The sequence below is a fragment of the Corynebacterium sp. Marseille-P4611 genome (assembly GCF_916618765.1).
Lineage (GTDB): Bacteria > Actinomycetota > Actinomycetes > Mycobacteriales > Mycobacteriaceae > Corynebacterium > Corynebacterium marquesiae.
The window spans coordinates 1,851,008-1,870,320 of record NZ_CAKAKD010000001.1; the positions used below are offsets into that span (position 1 = coordinate 1,851,008).

Below are 19,313 nucleotides of genomic sequence, written 5' to 3' on the forward strand. Positions count from 1 at the left end.
GATTTGGCCATGGACAAACCCGTAAAGCGCCAGTCCGGCGGCGGAATGCGCAGCATGTCGGCTCGCCTCGCTCGTTCGCTTACCGGCGGTCGAGTCAAGGTGAATCCGGTGCTGGACCCGTTGATGTCCATTCACCGCAAGTTTCATCCCAAGGCCGATGCTGATTTGCTCAATCGCGCCTATGACACCGCGGAGCGGCTCCATGAGGGTGTCTTTCGCAAATCCGGAGAGCCGTATATCACCCACCCGCTCGCCGTGGCGACGATCGCGGCGGAGATCGGTATGGACACCACCACCATCGTCGCAGCACTGCTGCACGACACCGTGGAGGATACGGACTATTCGCTAGAGGACCTCACCCGAGACTTCGGTCCGGAGGTGGCTCGCTTGGTCGATGGCGTGACCAAGCTGGACAAGGTGGCACTGGGGTCGGCCGCAGAGGCCGAGACCATTCGTAAGATGATTGTCGCCATGGCCACCGACCCCCGAGTCCTGGTCATTAAGGTCAGCGACCGCCTGCATAATATGCGTACGATGCGGTTCCTTCCGCCCGAAAAACAGGCTAAGAAGGCGCGGCAAACCCTCGAGGTTATCGCGCCGCTAGCTCACCGACTCGGCATGGCCAGCGTGAAGTGGGAGCTGGAAGATCTGTCCTTTGCCATCTTGTATCCAAAGAAGTACGACGAGATCGTGCGCATGGTGGCAGATCGCGCCCCCTCGCGCGATCGCGCGCTCAAGGAGATCATTAGCCAGGTCAGTGGGGCGCTGAAGGAAAACGGCATTGAAGCCGAAGTTATGGGCCGACCAAAGCACTACTGGTCCATCTATCAAAAGATGATCGTACGCGGCCGGGACTTCGCGGAGATTTTTGACTTAGTGGGCATCCGCATCCTAGTAGAGGACGTCAATAGCTGTTATGCCGCAATTGGCGTGGTTCACTCGATCTACCAAGCTCTGCCCGGGCGCTTTAAGGACTATATTTCTTCGCCGCGATTTGGCGTCTATCAGTCGCTGCACACCACCGTGCTGGGCAATGGTGGCGCGACGCTAGAGGTCCAGGTACGCACCCACGAGATGCACTACAACGCTGAGTTCGGTGTGGCCGCTCACTGGCGCTACAAAGAAACCAAGGGCAAGAACTCGGGCCACCAGGAAGAAGTGGACCAGATGGCTTGGATGCGCCAACTTCTGGACTGGCAGAAGGAAGCCGCCGATCCCAACGAGTTCCTCGACTCGCTGCGCTACGACCTGACCGCCAAGCAAATCTTCGCCTTTACTCCGAAAGGCGATGTGGTGAACCTGCCTGCCGGTTCAACTCCGGTGGACTTTGCCTACGCAGTACATACTGAGGTGGGGCACAGGTGTATCGGCGCCAAGGTCAATGGCAAGCTCGTCGCGCTTGAATCGAAGCTAAAGTCCGGCGACAAGGTGGAAATCTTTACCTCCAAGGATCCCAATGCTGGTCCGTCCCGCGATTGGCAGGATTTCCTCGTGTCCGCTCGCGCCAAGACCAAGGTGCGGCAGTGGTTTGCCAAGGAACGCCGCGAAGAACACTTGGAAGCCGGCCGCGATGCCCTGGCTACCGAAGTCCAGCGCGGCGGCCTGCCTATGCACCGCCTGTTTACCGCCAGCTCCATGAAGCAGGTAGCCGAGCAGCTGCACTACGCCGACGTCGATTCGCTGTATACCGCCATCGGCGCGGGCCACGTTTCTGCTCAACACGTGGCCAACCAATTGGTTGCCATGTTCGGCGACCAAGACGATGCCATTGACACCCTGGCCTCGCGCACGCCACTGTCTGAGATTGAGCACTCCCGCGCCCAACACACTGAAGACTCGGCATCGGGCACTGGCATCTTGGTGGAAGGCAGCCCCGATGTGATGGCAAAGCTTGCCAAGTGTTGCCAGCCCGTGCCGGGCGATGCCATTTTCGGTTTCGTTACCCGTGGTGGGGGAGTCTCCGTGCACCGAGCCGACTGCACTAATGCGGAAAAGCTCAAGGCAGAACCAGAGCGCATGTTGGAGGTGGCCTGGTCTTCTGGTACCTCCGCAACGGGCGCTTTCTCGGCGACGCTGCAATTGGAAGCCCTCGACCGTCAGGGCCTCCTTTCGGAGCTCACTCGGGTAATGAGCGATGAGAACATCAACGTTTTGACCATGAACTCTAATCGTGGCGATGACCATATTGCGACGGTAAGGTTCACATTCTCCGTTTCGGATACCAAGCAATTGGGAACCTTGATGACCACACTGCGCAATACCGAAGGCGTCTTTGACGTTTACCGCGTAACCGCCTAAGGCGCTGTGCCCCACCCTCAAGGAGGGGCGGGGCAAGCAACGCAAAGGCATCGGGGAGGTTACTTGTGTGTGAATTCTTGACTGCTGCAAGGTAAAGCTCCAGCAAGCAAGCTTAATTTCTCCTGCCAAGTAGTTAGCGAAGCGATATAAATTATCCTGTCGCTTTCTACTATCTAGGAGTACTTCAATGCAGTTCCGTCGCATCGGCCAGCTTGTGGCCGCCACTACCGTTTCCGCTGTTGCTCTCTCCGGCGCGCAGGCGGTGGCACAGGAAAACAAGACCACCATCTCCGTCACCAATATCACCGATATTCACGGTCACTTGGAAGACAAGATTGGTGACCCAGCCAAGGCCGGTGATGAGATCGGCGTAGCTCGTCTGCAGACCCTCATTAAACAGGTAAATGAGGATCAGGAATTCAACCTGACCTCCTCGGGCGATAACGTGGGTGGCTCCGCCTTCGTATCTGCAATTTCTGATGACAAGTACACCCTTGAGGCTCTCAATAAGATGGGCATGAAGGTGTCAGCGGTGGGCAACCACGAGTTCGATAAGGGCACCAAGGATCTCACCGAGCGCATTCAGCCGAGCTCCACGTACCCCATCCTGGGTGCAAACGTGCTTAAGGATGGCCAACCCTTGCTCAAGCCTTCTCACGTTGAAGAGGTGGACGGCGTCAAGGTGGGCTATGTCGGAACCGTGACGGAAAATACCAAGTACAAGGTATCCGCGGCGAAGATCCCGGGCGTTACCTTCACGGACCCAGTAAAGGCAACGAATGAAGAGGCCACCCGCCTGAAGGAATCTGGCAAGGCGGACGTCGTCGTCGCGCTCTTCCACGAGGATGCCCAAGAATATGCCGAGGGCTTCAATAAAGACGTAGACGTGCTCTTCGGTGGCGATACTCACCAGCGCACCAAGGGCGAAATCCCGCGCGAAGGTGCCCTTCCATTGCAGTGGGCGCAGGGTCATGAGTATGGCAAGTTGCTCAACGACGTCGACATTACCTTTGACAAGTCCGCCAAGAAGGTAACCGAAATCAAGCTCAGCCAGTACGATGCTACGGATGCTGCCGATGTTGGGCCGGATGCCGAGATTGCGGACGTCGTTGAGAAGGCACAAAAGGAAGCCGAGGTAGAAGGCTCTAAGACTGCAGGAACCGTCAAGCAGGACCTGTTCCGTGGCTCTGACGAAGGCGCAGAGGCAGGCTCCAACCGTGGCGTAGAATCCACCCTCAATAACTTCATCGCAGAAGGCCAACGCTATGCCATGAGCAAGCAGGTAGGCAAGGATATCGAGATCGGTGTGATGAACGCCGGTGGTGTGCGGGCCGACTTGAAGGGTGGTGACGTTACCTACAAGGACGTCTTTGAGGTGCAGCCGTTTGGCAACTCCGTGATTACCGCAAAAATTTCCGGCGAGGAGTTCATCAATGCTTTGGACAACCAGTGGCAGGAAGGCAGCCGTCCACGCCTGGCCATGGGCCTTTCTAATAATGTTCAGGTTGTCTACGACCAGAAGGCTGGCAAGGGCGAGCGGGTAAAGTCCGTGACCATCAACGGTGAACAGATTGACCCGAAGAAGGATTATTCCATCGCGCTGTCTTCGTTCCTTGCTTCCAGTGACGAAGAAGCCGGCGGTGACGGCTACTTCAACGCTGGTTCCATCAAGGACAAGAACGATGTGGGCTACATGGACACTCAGGCCATGATTGATTACATCAAGTCGGGTGAATCGGAGATCCGCACGGGCCAGGGCCAGATCGGTGCACACATTGAGGGTGACGTGAAGCCGGGTGAAGAAATCACCGTCAATCTATCTAGCCTTAATTACTCCACCGAGGGCGAACCGATGGCCAAGAAGGCAACCGTGAAGCTGGGTGACGCTGAGCAGACCGTCGACATCGACAACGCTGCGCAAGAAGGCGATGCGCAATTTGGTGAGCGCGGTCGCGCAACGGTAAAGCTCACCGTTCCAGAGAACCTGAGCGGTACCCAGAACCTAGAAATCACCACCGACGCCGGAACTAAGGCAACTTTGCCACTCGAGGTAAGCGGCGAGGGCTCCGAAGAGCCGGGAGCTAAGCCTGCGCCAAAGGGCTCTTCCTTGTCCTCCAACGGCTCTTCCGTGGGCGGCGCAGTATTTGCCATCGTTGCAGCGCTGGTAGCTGGCGTTGCGGTTGTGGGCATGAACCCGCAGATTCTTCCTGCCCCAGCTCGCAAGATGATTGAGGACCTGCGCAAGCAGTTCCACATCTAGGACAGCACAGCACTAGGCGGAGCGGCTCTTCCTGAACGGGGGAGTGACGCTCCGCCTTTTCTGTATACCTCGCGGCTGCCGGGTAACCTAAGCAGTCGTGGATACTCTAGAACTCTTCCTGCGCGAGATTACTTATCAGCTGGGTATTGAATGGCACCGTATTCCCGTTGTCGTGCTGGCGACTTTGGGTATCTACCTATCCTTCATGATTTTGGTGAAGGTATTTGGCTCTCGCGTCCTTACCTCTATGACGGCCTCAGATGCCATCATCATCATTATGTTTGGCGCGGTTGCAGGCCGTGTCATTGTGGGTAATCCACCGACCCTGGCCGCCGGCGTCATCGGCTTGACTACCCTGATGGCTCTAGAGGCCGCGTTTGGTACTATCCGCAAAGTGGTGAAGTGGACTCGCTTTCTTGACCGGCGCCCAGTTCTCCTAGTCTTTCGCGGGAAGATGGTTGAGGAGAACTTAACCCTGGCACATATTACTAAGTCAGATATTTATTCTGCTGCCCGCAAGGCAGGCATTAGCCGCATGCAGGACGTCCAGATTATGATCCTTGAGCCCACGGGTCATATCTCTGTCATCAGGGTCGGTCAAATAATCGACCCAGAGCTTTTCAAGGATCTCGTAGGGGCCGAGTACATTGAGGACGCCAAAGAGTCCTAGATGAGTCTCTAGACCTTGAAAAACAAGCGTCGGGCAATACTTCCGATTGCTCAAAAGCCTATGAAAAAGCCGCTGCACTCCCTATTGGAATGCAGCGGCTTAAGAATCGCTATGAAGCGATGACCTTACTTGGTGCCGAAAGGCAGGTCGAGGTACTTGTTTGCGAATGCGAACAGGGTGCCCAGAGCGCCGATGACGGCGGTGAATACGCCAATCCAAGCCTTGATTTCATTTGGATCCAAGTCCTTGATGGAAGAGCCTTCCTTTGGCTCCTCAGACGGCTTGGTCTTGGTCGGGGTGCTTGCCGGCTTAGCCTCTACGGACTCGGTAGCAGTGGTTGGCTCAGCAGCGGTAGCTACAGTGGTGCCAGCAAAGGTCATGGACAGAGCGGTTGCGCCAGCAACAAGTGCCTTGCGGGAGAAAAGCTTCATTTTTTGATTCCTAACAAGCTTGGTGTGTTCAAAGACGTTTCAAATACTAGACAGGCTGACAGGCTTCCGCAACAGTATCGGCAGGTTTTTGCTCATTGGCTGAACTAGCTGAAAGCCCGCTGTGTGCTGCGTGTTTACTACTGTGATTCTTGTGATCTAGAGGAATTTTAGTGTTCTCCTGTTTCTGCAGCTTAACCCTCATAATCGGGCTCAGCATAATTTAAGGAAAGGATAAGCCCCGGCGCATTCATCTACGGAATGTGTGGTGAATGGCCGGGGCTTTGTGCCCGCCCCCGTTAGAGGGTGTGGTGCGGTGGGGCAAAGGGGGGCGTCGCCAAGCAGGGTTTTCCGCCGCTTAAGCCTTGACGGTTGCCTTCTTAATCTTGACTTCCTTTGCTGGCTTGCCATCTGGCTGGCCGCCTTCGACGCCGTTCTTGGCAATCTTATCCATCGTCTTCATGCCCTTGTCGGTGATGGTGGCGAAGTAGGTGTAGCTCGGGGCCAGCTCAGAATCGTCGTAGTTGAGGAAGAACTGGGAACCATTGGTGTCCGGGCCGCTGTTGGCCATGGCGACGGAGCCGCGCGGGTAGACAACAGGGTTCTGTGCGTCCTTCTCGTCCACCTCGTCGATGGGGTACTCATCGGGGAAGCTGAAACCAGGACCGCCGGAACCGGAACCGGTTGGGTCGCCACACTGCAGTACGTTGAGTCCGCCTGAGGTCATACGGTGGCAGACGGTGTCGTCGTAGTAGCCCGACTTGGCCAGCTCAGAAATAGCGTTGGTGGTACATGGCGCCTTGGCGCGGTCCATTTCCATCTCAATGGTGCCCTGGTTGGTTTCAAAGGAAACGGTGACGGTGCCCTTGGTGGAAATATCCTTGCCGTTCGGCTTCTTTGCGCCGTTGGATTCTTGCCCGTTGTCCTCATACTTACAGGTCACAGTATCCGGCAGGGCCTTAGCGCGCTTGTCAGCGATGGGCTGCGCCTGTGGGGTTTCCTGCGAGGTCTCAGCTGCGGAAGACTCCTCAGCCTGTACGTTTTCATCGTCGCCTTCGCGGGTGGACAAGAAGTAGATTCCGCCGACGAGGGCGAGAATTACTACGAGGGAGGCGGCAACAACGCCGAGCGGGCGTGCCTTTTGCTTGCGTTCGCGGGATTTCAGCTCGCGCTCGAGCTTGCTCAGCGCCTCTTCGCCGCGCTTTTGATTATTTGGCACCGGGAGTCAACCTTTCTAGCGATTATCGGTGGCATGATTCAACCTGACCGATTCTAGCGGTTGGATACTCTCGTGAGGGCGTCGGCATGAAAATAGGGCAAGTTAATAGCTTTTAAGCCCAATCATAAGTACTCTGGTTTCTATGGCTGAACCAGATTTCTCCGATCTGCCAACGCCCACCGTTGGTGAACTTCCCGCAGTGGGAGACCCGCTGCCCGAATTTGAACTTATCGGTACCGACCTGCGTCAGATTACCAATGAGACTTTTGCGGGCACGCGCCTTGTTATTTCCATCTTGCCCTCTATCGAAACCCCTATCTGTCAAGATCAGCTGCGCCGTTTTCATGAGCAGGTTTCGCAGCTAGATAACACTAAGCTTCTTTCCGTTTCTCTCGATTTGCCCTTTACCCTCAAGCGCTTTTGCGCGGCTGACGGTATTGATGATGTCATCGCTGCCTCCGCATTTCGCTCTGACTTTGGTGAGAAGTTCGGCGTGACTGTGCGCGATTCCGTCCTGGAAGGCCTGCTTGCCCGCTCCGTGGTGGTGGCTGATGAAAACCACAAGGTGATCCACACCCAAATGGTTCCAGGCGTTGTAACCCAGCTTGATTACGACAAGGTTTGGGATATTATGCGCTAAGCCTTCAGGCGGTTGCCGGCCTCTACTCATCCAGAAGATGGGGGAGACCGGCTCTTTTTCATGTGGGCAGCTAGGGTAGTGGGTATGGAAATTTACGGTTTTACTGGCGGTCCGTTTCAGACGAATACCTATGTAATTGCGGAAGGCCGCCGCGCCTTCATAGTCGATCCCGGCATGGATGCAGCGGGAAAAGTCCTTGAGCATGACTTGGACTATGAGGCCATCGTGCTCACCCACGGCCACATTGACCACACCCGGGATGCCGGCACCCTGGCGGCAGAGCTCGACATCCCTGTCTATATTCATCCCGCTGACAAGTTTATGCTCGACAGCGGCGAAGGAGTCTCCCCCCAGGCGCAAGAGCTTTTCGACGCCGCCCATATGACCCCCATCTCCGACCTCCGCGAGCTCCCTGACGGCGAAACCGTGGAGCTTATCGGTTATACCTTTGAGCTCAAACACGCGCCTGGGCACTCGCCGGGATGCGTGATGATTGTCTCCGAGGACTTTGCCCTCACCGGTGACGTGCTCTTTGCCGGCGCCATTGGACGCACCGACTTACCTCACTCGGACCCTAATGCCATGCAAAAATCTCTTGCCGGCCCGGTGTGGAGTTTGGCAGACAACCTAGACATTCTGCCCGGCCACGGTCCCACCACCACCATGCGCAAGGAGAGGGCGACCAATCCCTTCTTCGCAACATTGAGGGAGGTACTGTAATACCCGTGAGTAATAAGAAGCAGTTCCAAGCCCTGTCCGCCCCCAAAGGTGTCCCAGACTATTTCCCGCCGCAGTCGTCCGCATTCTATAAGGTGCGTCAGACCATGGTGGAGCAGGCACATCTCTCCGGCTTCCAGCACATCGAGCTGCCGATTTTCGAAGACACCGCGCTCTTTGCCCGTGGCGTGGGCGAGTCCACCGATGTGGTGTCAAAAGAGATGTACACCTTTGCTGATCGCGGCGACCGCTCCGTAACTTTGCGTCCGGAAGGTACCGCCGGCGTAATGCGCTCGGTCATCGAGCACAATCTGGACCGCGGCCAGCTGCCCGTGAAGCTCAACTATTTTGGCCCTTTCTTCCGCTATGAGCGTCCCCAGGCTGGCCGCTACCGCCAGCTACAGCAAGTCGGTGTAGAAGCTATTGGCGTGGACGATCCTGCGCTAGACGCCGAGGTCATCGCTTTGGCGGATCGCTCCTTCCGCGCGCTGGGGCTTAGCGGCTTCCGCCTTGAGCTCACCAGCTTGGGCGATCGCAATTGCCGCCCGGCTTACCGTGAGAAGCTGCAGGAATTCCTCTTTAAGCTCAACTTGGATGAAGAAACCCGCCACCGCGCAGAGATCAATCCTTTGCGCGTACTGGATGACAAGCGCCCGGAAGTCCAGGAGCAGCTTGCCGACGCCCCCTTGATGCTCGACCACCTCAATGACGAATGCCGTGAGCACTTTGAAACCGTTACCGGCATGCTGGACGATATGGGCGTAGCCTACGAGATTAATCCACGCATGGTCCGTGGCTTGGACTACTACACCAAGACCTGTTTCGAGTTCGTCCATGACGGACTTGGTGCTCAGTCCGGCATCGGCGGCGGTGGCCGCTACGACGGGCTGATGGCCCAGCTAGGAGGCCAAGACCTGTCTGGCATCGGCTACGGTCTGGGTGTCGACCGCGCCCTGCTGGCGCTGGAGGCTGAGGGCATTACCCTGGATCGCGTAGAGTCCCGCGTGGACGTCTTTGGCGTTGCACTGGGTGCTGCCGCCAAGCGCACCATGAGCACTCTGATCAATGACCTCCGCAAGGCCGGAATCTCTGCGGATATGTCCTTTGGAGACCGCGGCCTGAAGGGCGCGATGAAGGGCGCCGACCGCGCCGGTGCACGCTTCGCGCTGGTCTTGGGTGAGCAGGAGCTAGAAAATAGCACGGTTGCGCTCAAGGACCTTGCCGCCCATGAGCAGCACGACGTAAAGGTTTCTGACCTAGTATCCGTACTTGCTCGGGAAATGCACGTCGAGGCATAGATTTCTTTGGCCGGTGGGCATCGCGCTTAGGCGCGGTGCCCACTTTTTATGCCCGCCAAAAAGAGGTCAATTATCTTTTCCTGAATATCCGGCTGGTTGGCCTCAATATCAACCTCGCGGGGTCGCGCCAGGCTTAGCAGTCCCACAATGAATTGGAGGTGGGTGACCCCGGGGCCAATCTCGCCTTGCTCTTGGCCTAGCTCAATAAACCGTCGGCCGTTGCGCTCTAGGAGGTCGCGCTGGGCGGTTAATTCAGGGCTAAGAGAGTCCAAATCCTGAGGGACGAACGCAGGAATGAGTGTGTCTAGTCCCATGGTCAGGATATGGGTGGCGTAGGTCCGGACGTAGTCTTCTCCAGAATGCGTGGAGTTTTCAAAGTCCGCGATGAGGCGCTGTTGAAACTTGGCAAAGGCATGACCCATATATTCCGCGCACGCGCGGATAAGGCTCGCGCGGTTGGGGAAATTGCGGTAGACCGTAGCCACACTTACGCCAGCCTGTGTAGCTACTTTTTCCAAAGCGACATTATCGCCGTGGGTACGAAAGAGCTGGCAGGCCGCAGCGATAATGGTGGTGCGGCGGTGAAGAGCATCTGCGCGCATGGAGTCCTTTTTAGCACTCTACCTGCGAAACGCTAAAGCCCATGGTCTTGGCCAATCCGCCGAGGGAGGTCTCCTTGTACTTAGAGAGCATATCGCGGCCGGTTTCAGCCATGGTTTGTACTGCATTATCCAAGGTCACGTGGTGAGTGCCTTCGCCCATTTTGGCCATACGCGCGGCGTTGATGGACTTTACCGCGCCAATGGCATTGCGCTCGATGCACGGAATCTGCACCAATCCGCCGACTGGGTCGCAGGTAAGGCCTAAATTATGTTCCAAAGCAATCTCCGCGGCGTTTTCCACCTGCGCCGGGGCTGCACCCAGCAGTTCCGCCATGCCTGCGGCGGCCATAGCGGAGGCGGAACCCACCTCGCCTTGGCAGCCAACCTCGGCTCCGGAGATGGACGCGTTTTCTTTGATAATCATGCCAATGGCACCGGCGGTCAATAGGTACCGACGGGCAGTGGAACGGGTGAAGTCTGCGCGGAAATCGCGCGCATAATGCAGTACCGCTGGAATGATGCCGCACGCGCCGTTGGTAGGTGCAGTAATGACGCGGCCACCGGCAGCGTTTTGCTCATTAACCGCCAGGGCGTACAGGTTAACCCACTCCATGGCGGAGAAACCGCAGCTGGTATCGTCTTGGTTTTCTAGCAACTGGGCATACATCTTCGGGGCACGGCGTGGCACACGCAGGCCACCTGGAAGAAGGCCCTTGGTGGAAATACCCTCAGTCACACATTCACGCATGATGTCCCAGACCAAATCAAGGTGGCGCAGAACGTATTCCGCTCCGCCTTCATCGCGGTGCAAGGCCTCCTCGTTGGCAAGGACGAGGTCCCAAATTGCTTTGTCATGAGCCTCGCAGAGGTTGAGCAATTCTTCGCCCGTGGTGAACTTATAAGGAACGGAGTCATCTACATGGGCGGCGGCTACGCCGGCAGGAACCTCATTGCTTTCGGCGACTTCCGCATCGAGCTCGGCGCGGGAGAGAATAAAGCCGCCGCCGACAGAGAAGTACTCTTCCTTCTCTGCTAGGAGGTTGCCGCTGTCATCCCAGGCGCTAAAAATCATGCCATTCGGGTGCTGGGGCAGCGGTTCATTATCAAAGACGATTTCATAGTCCACCGTGCCCCGGGGACCAGAAATGGTTCCCTCGCTAGGGATAAAGCCGCCCGCGTGAGGTTCGGCGTCGATAGGCACGCTCAGCGGATCCCAGCCGGCGAGCCCAAGGATGACGGCGCGATCGGAAGCGTGGCCACGGCCGGTGGCGGAAAGCGAGCCGCGCAACTCCGTATAGACCTTAGCTGGGTGCTTCTCTAAGGAATCGAGGAATTGCCTAGCCGCGCGCATGGGGCCGACGGTGTGCGAAGAGGAAGGGCCAATGCCGATGGAGAAGATGTCCGTGACGCTAATTGTCATAATTAAGCTGTGCCGAACCTTTCTGAAGGGATAGCTATCGGGTGCTTGCTGTGCCGCTATTGCGGTCGAAGCTGGATCCAAAGGGTAGAGGCAGATTTTATATGACCAGGGTAGCGAAAGTCACACCTTCTATCAATCGTCGTCTATGCGTAGCACTGCTAGCGTTGTCGCTTATTTGCCGTACCCATTCAGGAGCTTGTCAAGGGGGATGAAGTTCTCCTTTGCTAGCCGGACGGTGGAGCGGCCTCCCAGCCCGGTGAGATCGCCGGCAATTCCGGGCACCCTGTCCTGCGGGGCAACTATCTGGTCAGCCAGCTGGATGGCAGAGCGCTCAATGCGGGCAGCAATGCGCTCTCCTTCCGGAGTTCCTAGATCTTCTGTGGCCTGAAACACTCCCGTCGGCACGACGTTTGCGTGGAGCTGGTTAAATAGCGGGCGCAGTGCGTAGTCCAAAATGAGGACATGGCGTGAAGAACCAGCCGTAGCTGCGATGATGGTGGGTAGGTTGTCGAGGCCATGGGGCTCCAAGGTGTCAAAGAACATCTTGAAAAGGCCCGAATAGCTGCCTTGGAATACAGGGGTGACGGCGATCAGGCCATCGGCATCGGCAACTTGCTGCTTGGCTCTAGCCAAAAGGGGCGTTTGCGCAGTTTGATCGGTTATGGCGGTAGCTAATTCGAAAGCGAGATCGCGAACCTCAATGACATCGATTTGGGCTCCTTCACCGCGCGCAGAGATTTTGGCGCGCGTGGCTTCTGCGAGCCTGTCTGCCAGCCTGCGAGAAGAAGACGGCTGCGATAGGCCAGCTGAGATAACGAGGAGGGAGCGCATAACTAGTTCTCCTTTCCTGGGCTGACTTGAAGGTGTGAAGGTTTAGGCTCAGAGAGCAAGCTTGCGTGCGTCGGCGGATCAGAAGGTACGTGGCTCGGACGGCGCTGCTCAAAGCGGCGTCGCAGCTCGGGGACAACCTGCGTGCCGAGGATTTCTATTTGTTTGAGAACTACTTCTTGTGGAAGTCCCGCGTGATCGATGAGGAATAGCTGACGCTGGTAGTCACCGGCCCAGTCCGCAAAGCTGAGGGTCTTTTCAATTACCTGCTCCACGGTGCCAACGGTCAGTGGAGTCTGCGCCGTGTAGTCCTCGAGGCTTGGCCCGTGGCCATAGACTGGGGCGTTGTCGAAGTAGGGGCGGAAGAAGTCTTTAGCTTCTTGTTCGGTTTCGCCAATGAAGACTTGGCCACCAAGTCCGACGATTGCTTGGTCCGCTTGACCATGGCCATAGTTTGCAAAGCGACGGCGGTAGAGATCCACCAACTGAGCGGTGTGCTCCTTATTCCAGAAGATATTGTTGTGGAAGAAGCCATCGCCGTAGTATGCCGCTTGTTCAGCGATTTGCGGTGAACGAATGGAGCCGTGCCAGACAAACGGCGGAATTCCATCCAGCGGTGCCGGAGTAGCGGTAAACCCCTCTAGTCCCGCGCGGAACTTTCCTTGCCAGTTAACAACGGGCTCGCGCCAGAGCCTGCGCAGCAGGTGATAGTTCTCAATAGCCAAAGGAATGCCCTGCTGGATGTCTTTGCCAAACCAGGGATAGACTGGGCCGGTATTTCCGCGGCCGAGCATGAGGTCTACGCGGCCGTTAGCAAGGTGCTGCAGAAAGGCGTAGTCCTCCGCGATCTTTACCGGGTCATTGGTAGTAATCAGCGTGGTGGCAGTAGATAGATGCAAGCGCTCCGTCTGCGCGGCGATATAAGCCAGGTGCGTTGTAGGAGAGGACGGTACGAAGGGTGGGTTGTGGTGCTCACCGGTGGCAAAGACGTCAAGGCCAACCTCTTCGGCTTTGAGGGCAATTTCCGTTAGATTGCGGATGCGTTCAGCCTCAGTGGGTGTCTTTCCTGAGATGGGGTCAGTAGTGAGATCCCCGATAGTGAAGATGCCGAATTGCATGGTTGCCTTTCTATGCGGTGCACAGGAGTGAAGATAGACGCAGTGCTGGCTGCAAGAGAAGCCGGCTGCGGGAGAATTATTCCCATTCTAGGGCATCAAAAAGAGCTGGTAGATCGGCCGGTGCAACGAGGCGCAGGGGTCTCTCATTGACTTTGCCGTGTTCTGTGATGACCGCTGCGCAAGGGCGGTGCCCTTGGCTATCGGTTTCTGAAAGAGCATCCACCGTCTCTTGCACGCTTACTGCGCGGGCAAGAAAGATAGCGCGATCACTGGGTTCTTTGTATTCCACAATGTCTGCGATGTCCGCGGCATCGAGCATGTGGTTATCGCTGAGGTCTCTTGCTACCCATCGCGCAATAGTGTTGGTGGTTAACAAAGCGGTGAAGCGGCCTTCATCGTAGATAGGGATTTGGGAAAAGTCCTTATCCTTTATGACGTTAAATGCCTCTATGATTGATGTGGCAGACGTCAAGGTGAATACCTTTTGTGGCTGCAAGACGCGGAGGGTGTCGGGCGGGGAAACCACTATGTCTCGGAGAGCGGAAATCTGCTTAACCACGGCCTCGTTCGGTTCTGCAATGGGCTCTGATTTGTAGTAGCGACCGTGGGCAATGGCATTGCGTAGGTTAGAAAAATCTTTGAGCGCTTCGGCTTGCTTACTGGAAAGCACGTGCTTGTCTCGTGCCTTGTCTACGATCCACCAGAAAGAATCTGAGTTCTCAGCGTTGAGAGCCGAGCGCAAGTGTTGTTCTATGTCGTTGAATGCAGCCAGGAATGCGGTAGCTCGGTGCGCGGTCATATGGGCCAGTGTAGAGAAGAGGGCGTCGCCAAGCAGGGTGTTTGTCCAAGCTACCCAATGGAAAACCCGCTAGCCCCGGCGCAATGGTCGGTGAGACTAGCGGATGTGGCGAGCTTGCCGAGGCTGAACCGAGAGGGACTGCCGTTAGAAGACTACGCGCAGTACAGACACGGTAATGGCGGCGATGACTGCGGCGGCTGGGAGCGTAATAACCCACGCCAAGGCGATAGGCTTCATCAGGTTCCAATTAGCTGCCTTGTTGACAATGCCCACGCCCAACACGGCGCCGATGAGGATGTGGGTGGAAGAAACCGGAAGGCCCAAGATCGATGAACCCATCACCACAGCGGCGGCGGCAAGCTCAGCAGCAAAGCCGGAGGAAGGGTGCATTTGGGTAAGGCCTGAGCCCACGGTCTGAATCACGAAGCGGCCGATGAACCACAAGCCAGAAATCAGGGCGACACCCATGGCAATCATGACGGCAACCGGCACGGCAGCCTCATCGTTTACTTGGCCGGTCTTGAGGACGTCAATAACCGCAGCGAAAGGGCCAATGGCATTGGCAATGTCGTTGGAACCGTGGGAGAAGGCGAAGGCCGAAGCGGTAAATACCTGCATCCAAGAAAAGAGAAGGAAGGTGGACTTAGCCAGCGACTTCTTCTTCAGGGAGCGGGCGAAAATGAAGACGGCCATCCACACCACTGCGCCGACCATGCCCATGACCAACAGGTTCTGAAGGACGCTGAAATCGAGTCCGGTGTGCTTGAGACCCTTGAACATCACCATGGCGGAGATGATGATGGCACCAATGGCGGCTAGTACCGGTACCCAGCTCTCCAGGGCGCGGTGAGCCTTGACATCATCCATGTCCTTGTTGAGGTTATACAGATCGCGGTAATACTCAGATTCCAGCTGATCCGGATCAAAGTCTTCTTCTGCCACCAAGGCGGCGTCCCGGGCCATGGCGTTGGTGTAGCTGATCTGCTGGATTTCATTGAGGCGAGCAAAGCGAGACTTGTGCTCTTGGCGCAGCTCCGCGCGGCGGGTCTTGATTTCGCGCAGCTTCTGGTCTGCTTCCTCGTTATAGACCAAGATGGAGGTCTTAATCCATTTGAACAGGATAAACGCGGCGAGACCGCCAAGGACAGGGGAGAGCACCCACGAGATGGCAATGGTGCCTATTCCGCCCCACTGCACCATGTCCAAGCCGCCCTTGCCGGTGACAAAGCCAACGGTGAGCGCGGCGCCGACGATGCCGCCAACGATGGAGTGGGTGGTAGACACCGGCCAGCCCATACGGGTGGCAACGAGGAGCCAGATGGCCGCACCCAAAAGGGACGACATCATGATGTAGACGAACTCCATGGGGTCGAGCCCATCAATGGCGTCAAGGTCGACGATGCCGGAACGCACGGTATCGGTAACCTCGCCGCCGGCGAGGATGGCACCGGAGACCTCGAAGATGGCGGCGACAACGAGGGCCTGCTTCATGGATAGCGTTCCGGCACCCACGGAAGTACCGAAGGAGTTGGCAACGTCATTGCCGCCAATATTGAAGGCCATGAAAAGGGCGAAGAGAATGGCGGTGCCAAGGAGAATGGGCTTAGAGCCATCGACGTAGTCGTGGCCCCAGATCATAAAACCGATGAGGGTAACGGCGGTAAGGCCGCCAAAGATGGCGTGCCAAATCCAGTCGTTGCCCTTGCCATTGACGGCCTCAATGTCCGTCATCTGGGTGGTAGGGGTAGACACAGGAAGAACCTTTCAGGAAAGCGTGCACGAGGGGTATGGCCGCGCTTGTCAGCGTGGTTAAGGGGATTCTCAAAAGAAATTCTTATGTAGAGAACGCACGCTCAGACTAAAGGCCCTAGGTTTCGGGAAAGTGAATTCAAGATGTGGAGTTCGTGAAAGCAATGTGGCTATTCGCGAACATAGTGGCCGCCGCTCTTGGTGACGGCCACGTTGTGAGTATTAGCCGCGGTAGGCGCCGCGCTCAAGGGTGTCGCACTGGGACATCTTGCCAGAGTTATATCCAGCAAGGAATGCCTTCTCACGCTGTTCGGAAGAACCATGCGTCCAGGAATCGGGCTCGACCTGGCCGCCGGAGCGGCGCTGGATATTGTCATCGCCCACCGCCTGGGCGGCCGCGACGGCGTCCGAGACCTGTTCTTTGGTGATTGGCTCAAGCAAGGGGTTATCACCCTTATCGGCATAGGAAGCCCACAGGCCTGCGTAGCAGTCAGCCTGCAACTCGATCTTTACCGCGTTGGAATCGGCGCCTGGGTCGTTATAGTCCGACAGGCCGAGGGTGCCCTCAAGGTTTTGAATGTGGTGGCCGAACTCGTGCGCCACGATGTACATGCGGGCCAAAGGAGCATTATCCGCGCCGAAGTTGCGCAGGGAATCAAAGAACGCGGTGTCGAAATAGGCGGACTCGTCGCGCGGGCAGTAGAAGGGGCCAGTAGATGAAGTCGCGGCGCCACAGCCGGTATTAACGCTGCCGTGGAAGACCACGCGCTCCGGTTCGGTGTATTGGATATCTGCCTGTTCCGGCAAGACCTTGGACCAGACGTTATCCACGCTGCGACCGGTGAACTCTACGAGGCATTCATCCTTGGTGTTGCCATCTTCTGCAGTTTCGCATTCGGGGCTTTCGCCCTGTGCAGCACCGTCAGATTGGGTCTGCTCGCTGCCCAGAATCGCTCCCAAGTCTGAGGGATTGCCGCCCAACAGGAGGAAAAGGCCTACTAGAACAATTGAGCCGACGCCACCGCCAATGGCGATGCCACCGCCACCGCCACCCGAACGCGCTTCTTTGCCGCCGAAATCGGCACCTGATCTAAAAGTCATGCCTAAATAGTGCCACATGGCCCCCTCATACACAGGATGAAGCTTGCTGGAAAGAGACTGAAGCAGGGAAACGGTGGCTCTTGTGCGGTCTTAGAGGTTAGCTAGCGCCTACCTTACTGCGCTCCGCGTACCGGTAGGGATGTAGAATTGTGCGCGTTCCTAGTCTTGTGCTTGGTTTGGCGCGCGCTGTTTACGCGTGGCGGGACCCGCAAGTGACACAATTTTTAGAAGGGATTGAACATCAGTGCTGCGTACCCACTTAGCAGGTGAGCTCCGCAAAGAACTCGCAGGAGAGACCGTCACCCTAACCGGTTGGGTTTCCCGCCGCCGCGATCACGGTGGTGTGATCTTCATTGACCTGCGCGATCGCTCCGGCATCGCTCAGGTTGTCTTCCGTGAATCTGACGTGGCGGAGCGCGCCCACGACCTGCGTTCCGAATACTGCGTTAAGGTCACCGGTACCGTGGAGCCTCGCCCAGAAGGCTCGGAAAACCCCAACCTGCCGTCCGGTGAGATTGAGGTCAACGTCGCGGATCTTGAGGTTCTGAATAAGTCCGCAGCGCTGCCATTCCAGATTGATGATCCTTCCACCTCAGGTGAGGTAGGCGAGGAGACTCGTCTGAAGTACCGCTACCTGGACCTGCGCCGCGAGCGCCAGGCACAGGCGCTGCGGCTTCGTTCTGCTGCCAACCGCGCGGCCCGCAAGGTACTGGATTCGCATGATTTTGCAGAGATCGAGACTCCAACCCTGACTCGTTCCACCCCGGAGGGCGCACGCGACTTCCTGGTTCCAGCGCGTTTGAAGCCAGGCACCTGGTATGCACTGCCGCAGTCCCCGCAGCTTTTCAAGCAGCTGCTCATGGTCTCCGGCATGGAGCGCTATTACCAGATCGCGCGTTGCTACCGCGATGAGGACTTCCGCGCTGACCGCCAGCCGGAGTTTACCCAGCTGGACGTGGAGATGTCCTTCGTAGACCAGGACGATGTCATCGCCTTGGCGGAAGAAATCGTCACCGAGCTGTGGAAGCTCATCGGCTACGAGATCAAGACTCCGATCCCGCGCATGACCTACGCCGATGCGATGAAGTACTACGGTTCCGATAAACCGGACCTGCGCTTTGACATCAAGATTGTGGAGTGCACCGAGTTCTTCAAGGACACCACCTTCCGCGTCTTCCAGAACGAATACGTCGGCGCCGTGGTTATGGAAGGCGGCGCCTCCCAGCCGCGCCGTCAGTTCGATGCTTGGCAGGATTGGGCTAAGCAGCGTGGCGCCAAGGGGCTGGCCTACATCACCGTGGGCGAGGACGGCACCTTGGGCGGTCCGGTGGCTAAGAACATTACCGACGCCGAGCGCGAGGGCATTGCAGAGCACGTCGGCGCTAAGCCGGGCGACGCCATCTTCTTTGCCGCCGGTGACACCAAGTCTTCCCGCGCCCTCTTGGGCGCTGCACGTGGCGAGATTGCAAAGAAGCTGGACCTTATCAAGGAAGGCGACTGGGCCTTTACCTGGGTTGTAGACGCTCCGCTTTTTGAACCTTCCGCTGATGCGACCGCTTCTGGTGACGTCGCACTGGGCCACTCCAAGTGGACCGCGGTTCACCACGCCTTTACCTCCCCGAAGCCGGAGTACCTGGACAACTTTGACCAGAACCCGGGCGAGGCGCTGGCGTACGCCTATGACATTGTCTGCAACGGCAACGAGATTGGCGGCGGCTCCATCCGTATCCACCAGGAGGACGTGCAGAAGCGCGTCTTCGACGTCATGGGAATCGGTGACGAGGAAGCTCAGGAGAAGTTCGGCTTCCTGCTCGATGCCTTCCAGTACGGCGCCCCACCACACGGCGGCATCGCCTTCGGCTGGGACCGCATCGTCTCCCTGTTGGGCGGTTTCGACTCCATCCGCGACGTTATTGCGTTCCCGAAGTCCGGAGGTGGCGTGGATCCGCTTACCGACGCCCCAGCGGCAATCCCAGCCGCACAGCGTAAGGAGACCGGCGTAGACTACAAACCAGAAAAGAAGAAGGAACAGGACAAGGCCGGTTCCACCGCGGCAGAGACCGCTGAGGAGAAGTAAGCGGGTAGCTTAATCCTCAGCCTTTAAGACACACCGTGCGGGGCACATCGTTGGTCGCGGCAATTTCGCTGCGGGCGAACTTGTGACCC

At 57.3% G+C, this 19,313-nt stretch carries 16 protein-coding genes; 7 read left to right on the forward strand and 9 right to left on the reverse strand.

What is annotated here, in order from left to right:
• Positions 1 to 9 precede the first annotated feature (9 nt).
• The 3 genes from LG376_RS08910 (at position 10) to LG376_RS08920 (ending at position 5,228) form a co-directional block, all read left to right on the forward strand.
• Positions 10 to 2,298: a bifunctional (p)ppGpp synthetase/guanosine-3',5'-bis(diphosphate) 3'-pyrophosphohydrolase gene (locus tag LG376_RS08910; RefSeq protein ID WP_198493150.1), complete on the forward strand. Its 2,289-nt coding sequence runs from the start codon at positions 10 to 12 to the stop codon at positions 2,296 to 2,298.
• 187 nt (positions 2,299 to 2,485) lie between these two features.
• Positions 2,486 to 4,558: a bifunctional UDP-sugar hydrolase/5'-nucleotidase gene (locus LG376_RS08915; RefSeq protein ID WP_225746881.1), complete on the forward strand. Its 2,073-nt coding sequence runs from the start codon at positions 2,486 to 2,488 to the stop codon at positions 4,556 to 4,558.
• A 97-nt stretch (positions 4,559 to 4,655) separates the two neighbouring features.
• Positions 4,656 to 5,228, forward strand: coding sequence for a DUF421 domain-containing protein (locus tag LG376_RS08920; RefSeq protein ID WP_198493148.1), 573 nt, complete (start codon positions 4,656 to 4,658; stop codon positions 5,226 to 5,228).
• Between the two features lie 125 nt (positions 5,229 to 5,353).
• Here the strand turns inward: LG376_RS08920 and LG376_RS08925 are convergent, their stop codons facing one another.
• Together LG376_RS08925 and LG376_RS08930 are read right to left on the reverse strand one after the other, a co-directional pair.
• The gene (locus LG376_RS08925; protein WP_049378256.1) at positions 5,354 to 5,659 is read right to left on the reverse strand and encodes a hypothetical protein; all 306 of its coding nucleotides are present in this window, start codon (positions 5,657 to 5,659) and stop codon (positions 5,354 to 5,356) included.
• Positions 5,660 to 6,014: 355 nt separating this feature from the next.
• Positions 6,015 to 6,875, reverse strand: a complete 861-nt coding sequence (locus LG376_RS08930; RefSeq protein WP_198493147.1) for a peptidylprolyl isomerase — start codon at positions 6,873 to 6,875, stop codon at positions 6,015 to 6,017.
• A 142-nt stretch (positions 6,876 to 7,017) separates the two neighbouring features.
• Between LG376_RS08930 and tpx the strand changes: the two genes are divergently transcribed.
• The 3 genes from tpx (at position 7,018) to hisS (ending at position 9,530) form a co-directional block, all read left to right on the forward strand.
• Entirely contained in the window at positions 7,018 to 7,515 is a 498-nt protein-coding gene (gene tpx, locus LG376_RS08935; RefSeq protein ID WP_225746882.1) for a thiol peroxidase, read from the forward strand.
• Positions 7,516 to 7,599: 84 nt separating this feature from the next.
• Positions 7,600 to 8,235 carry an MBL fold metallo-hydrolase gene (locus tag LG376_RS08940; protein ID WP_225746883.1) on the forward strand — a complete coding sequence of 212 codons (636 nt, stop codon included), beginning with the start codon at positions 7,600 to 7,602 and terminating at the stop codon, positions 8,233 to 8,235.
• A gap of 5 nt (positions 8,236 to 8,240) precedes the next feature.
• Positions 8,241 to 9,530, forward strand: a complete 1,290-nt coding sequence (hisS, locus tag LG376_RS08945; protein ID WP_225746884.1) for a histidine--tRNA ligase — start codon at positions 8,241 to 8,243, stop codon at positions 9,528 to 9,530.
• 26 nt (positions 9,531 to 9,556) lie between these two features.
• Here hisS and LG376_RS08950 read toward each other — a convergent pair whose 3' ends face one another.
• The 7 genes from LG376_RS08950 to LG376_RS08980 form a co-directional block, all read right to left on the reverse strand.
• On the reverse strand, positions 9,557 to 10,132 hold the full coding sequence (locus LG376_RS08950; RefSeq protein WP_198493144.1) for a TetR/AcrR family transcriptional regulator: 576 nt from the start codon (positions 10,130 to 10,132) through the stop codon (positions 9,557 to 9,559).
• A 10-nt stretch (positions 10,133 to 10,142) separates the two neighbouring features.
• Positions 10,143 to 11,552, reverse strand: coding sequence for an L-serine ammonia-lyase (locus LG376_RS08955; protein WP_225746885.1), 1,410 nt, complete (start codon positions 11,550 to 11,552; stop codon positions 10,143 to 10,145).
• A gap of 171 nt (positions 11,553 to 11,723) precedes the next feature.
• Positions 11,724 to 12,383, reverse strand: a complete 660-nt coding sequence (locus LG376_RS08960; protein ID WP_225746886.1) for an FMN reductase — start codon at positions 12,381 to 12,383, stop codon at positions 11,724 to 11,726.
• Between the two features lie 2 nt (positions 12,384 to 12,385).
• A complete protein-coding gene (locus LG376_RS08965) occupies positions 12,386 to 13,498 on the reverse strand; it encodes an LLM class flavin-dependent oxidoreductase (RefSeq protein WP_049378249.1) in 1,113 nt (370 codons plus the stop codon).
• Positions 13,499 to 13,574: 76 nt separating this feature from the next.
• Positions 13,575 to 14,297: a hypothetical protein gene (locus LG376_RS08970; protein WP_198493140.1), complete on the reverse strand. Its 723-nt coding sequence runs from the start codon at positions 14,295 to 14,297 to the stop codon at positions 13,575 to 13,577.
• 144 nt (positions 14,298 to 14,441) lie between these two features.
• Entirely contained in the window at positions 14,442 to 16,028 is a 1,587-nt protein-coding gene (locus tag LG376_RS08975) for an inorganic phosphate transporter (RefSeq protein ID WP_225747377.1), read from the reverse strand.
• Between the two features lie 240 nt (positions 16,029 to 16,268).
• Positions 16,269 to 17,147 (reverse strand): neutral zinc metallopeptidase, encoded by an 879-nt coding sequence (locus tag LG376_RS08980; RefSeq protein ID WP_225746887.1) that lies wholly within the window; start codon positions 17,145 to 17,147, stop codon positions 16,269 to 16,271.
• 244 nt (positions 17,148 to 17,391) lie between these two features.
• On the opposite strand from LG376_RS08980, the gene aspS reads away from it, so the two are divergent.
• Positions 17,392 to 19,224 carry an aspartate--tRNA ligase gene (gene aspS / locus LG376_RS08985; protein WP_225746888.1) on the forward strand — a complete coding sequence of 611 codons (1,833 nt, stop codon included), beginning with the start codon at positions 17,392 to 17,394 and terminating at the stop codon, positions 19,222 to 19,224.
• Positions 19,225 to 19,313: the final 89 nt, after the last annotated feature.

Coding starts and splice junctions, on each gene's coding strand:
- LG376_RS08910 (WP_198493150.1), top strand. CDS start 10: ATGGACAAACCCGTAAAGCGCCAGTCCGGCGGCGGAATGCGCAGCATG.
- LG376_RS08915 (WP_225746881.1), top strand. CDS start 2,486: ATGCAGTTCCGTCGCATCGGCCAGCTTGTGGCCGCCACTACCGTTTCC.
- LG376_RS08925 (WP_049378256.1), bottom strand. CDS start 5,659: ATGAAGCTTTTCTCCCGCAAGGCACTTGTTGCTGGCGCAACCGCTCTG.
- tpx (WP_225746882.1), top strand. CDS start 7,018: ATGGCTGAACCAGATTTCTCCGATCTGCCAACGCCCACCGTTGGTGAA.
- LG376_RS08940 (WP_225746883.1), top strand. CDS start 7,600: ATGGAAATTTACGGTTTTACTGGCGGTCCGTTTCAGACGAATACCTAT.
- LG376_RS08950 (WP_198493144.1), bottom strand. CDS start 10,132: ATGCGCGCAGATGCTCTTCACCGCCGCACCACCATTATCGCTGCGGCC.
- LG376_RS08955 (WP_225746885.1), bottom strand. CDS start 11,552: ATGACAATTAGCGTCACGGACATCTTCTCCATCGGCATTGGCCCTTCC.
- LG376_RS08960 (WP_225746886.1), bottom strand. CDS start 12,383: ATGCGCTCCCTCCTCGTTATCTCAGCTGGCCTATCGCAGCCGTCTTCT.
- LG376_RS08965 (WP_049378249.1), bottom strand. CDS start 13,498: ATGCAATTCGGCATCTTCACTATCGGGGATCTCACTACTGACCCCATC.
- LG376_RS08970 (WP_198493140.1), bottom strand. CDS start 14,297: ATGACCGCGCACCGAGCTACCGCATTCCTGGCTGCATTCAACGACATA.
- LG376_RS08975 (WP_225747377.1), bottom strand. CDS start 16,028: ATGACGGACATTGAGGCCGTCAATGGCAAGGGCAACGACTGGATTTGG.
- LG376_RS08980 (WP_225746887.1), bottom strand. CDS start 17,147: ATGACTTTTAGATCAGGTGCCGATTTCGGCGGCAAAGAAGCGCGTTCG.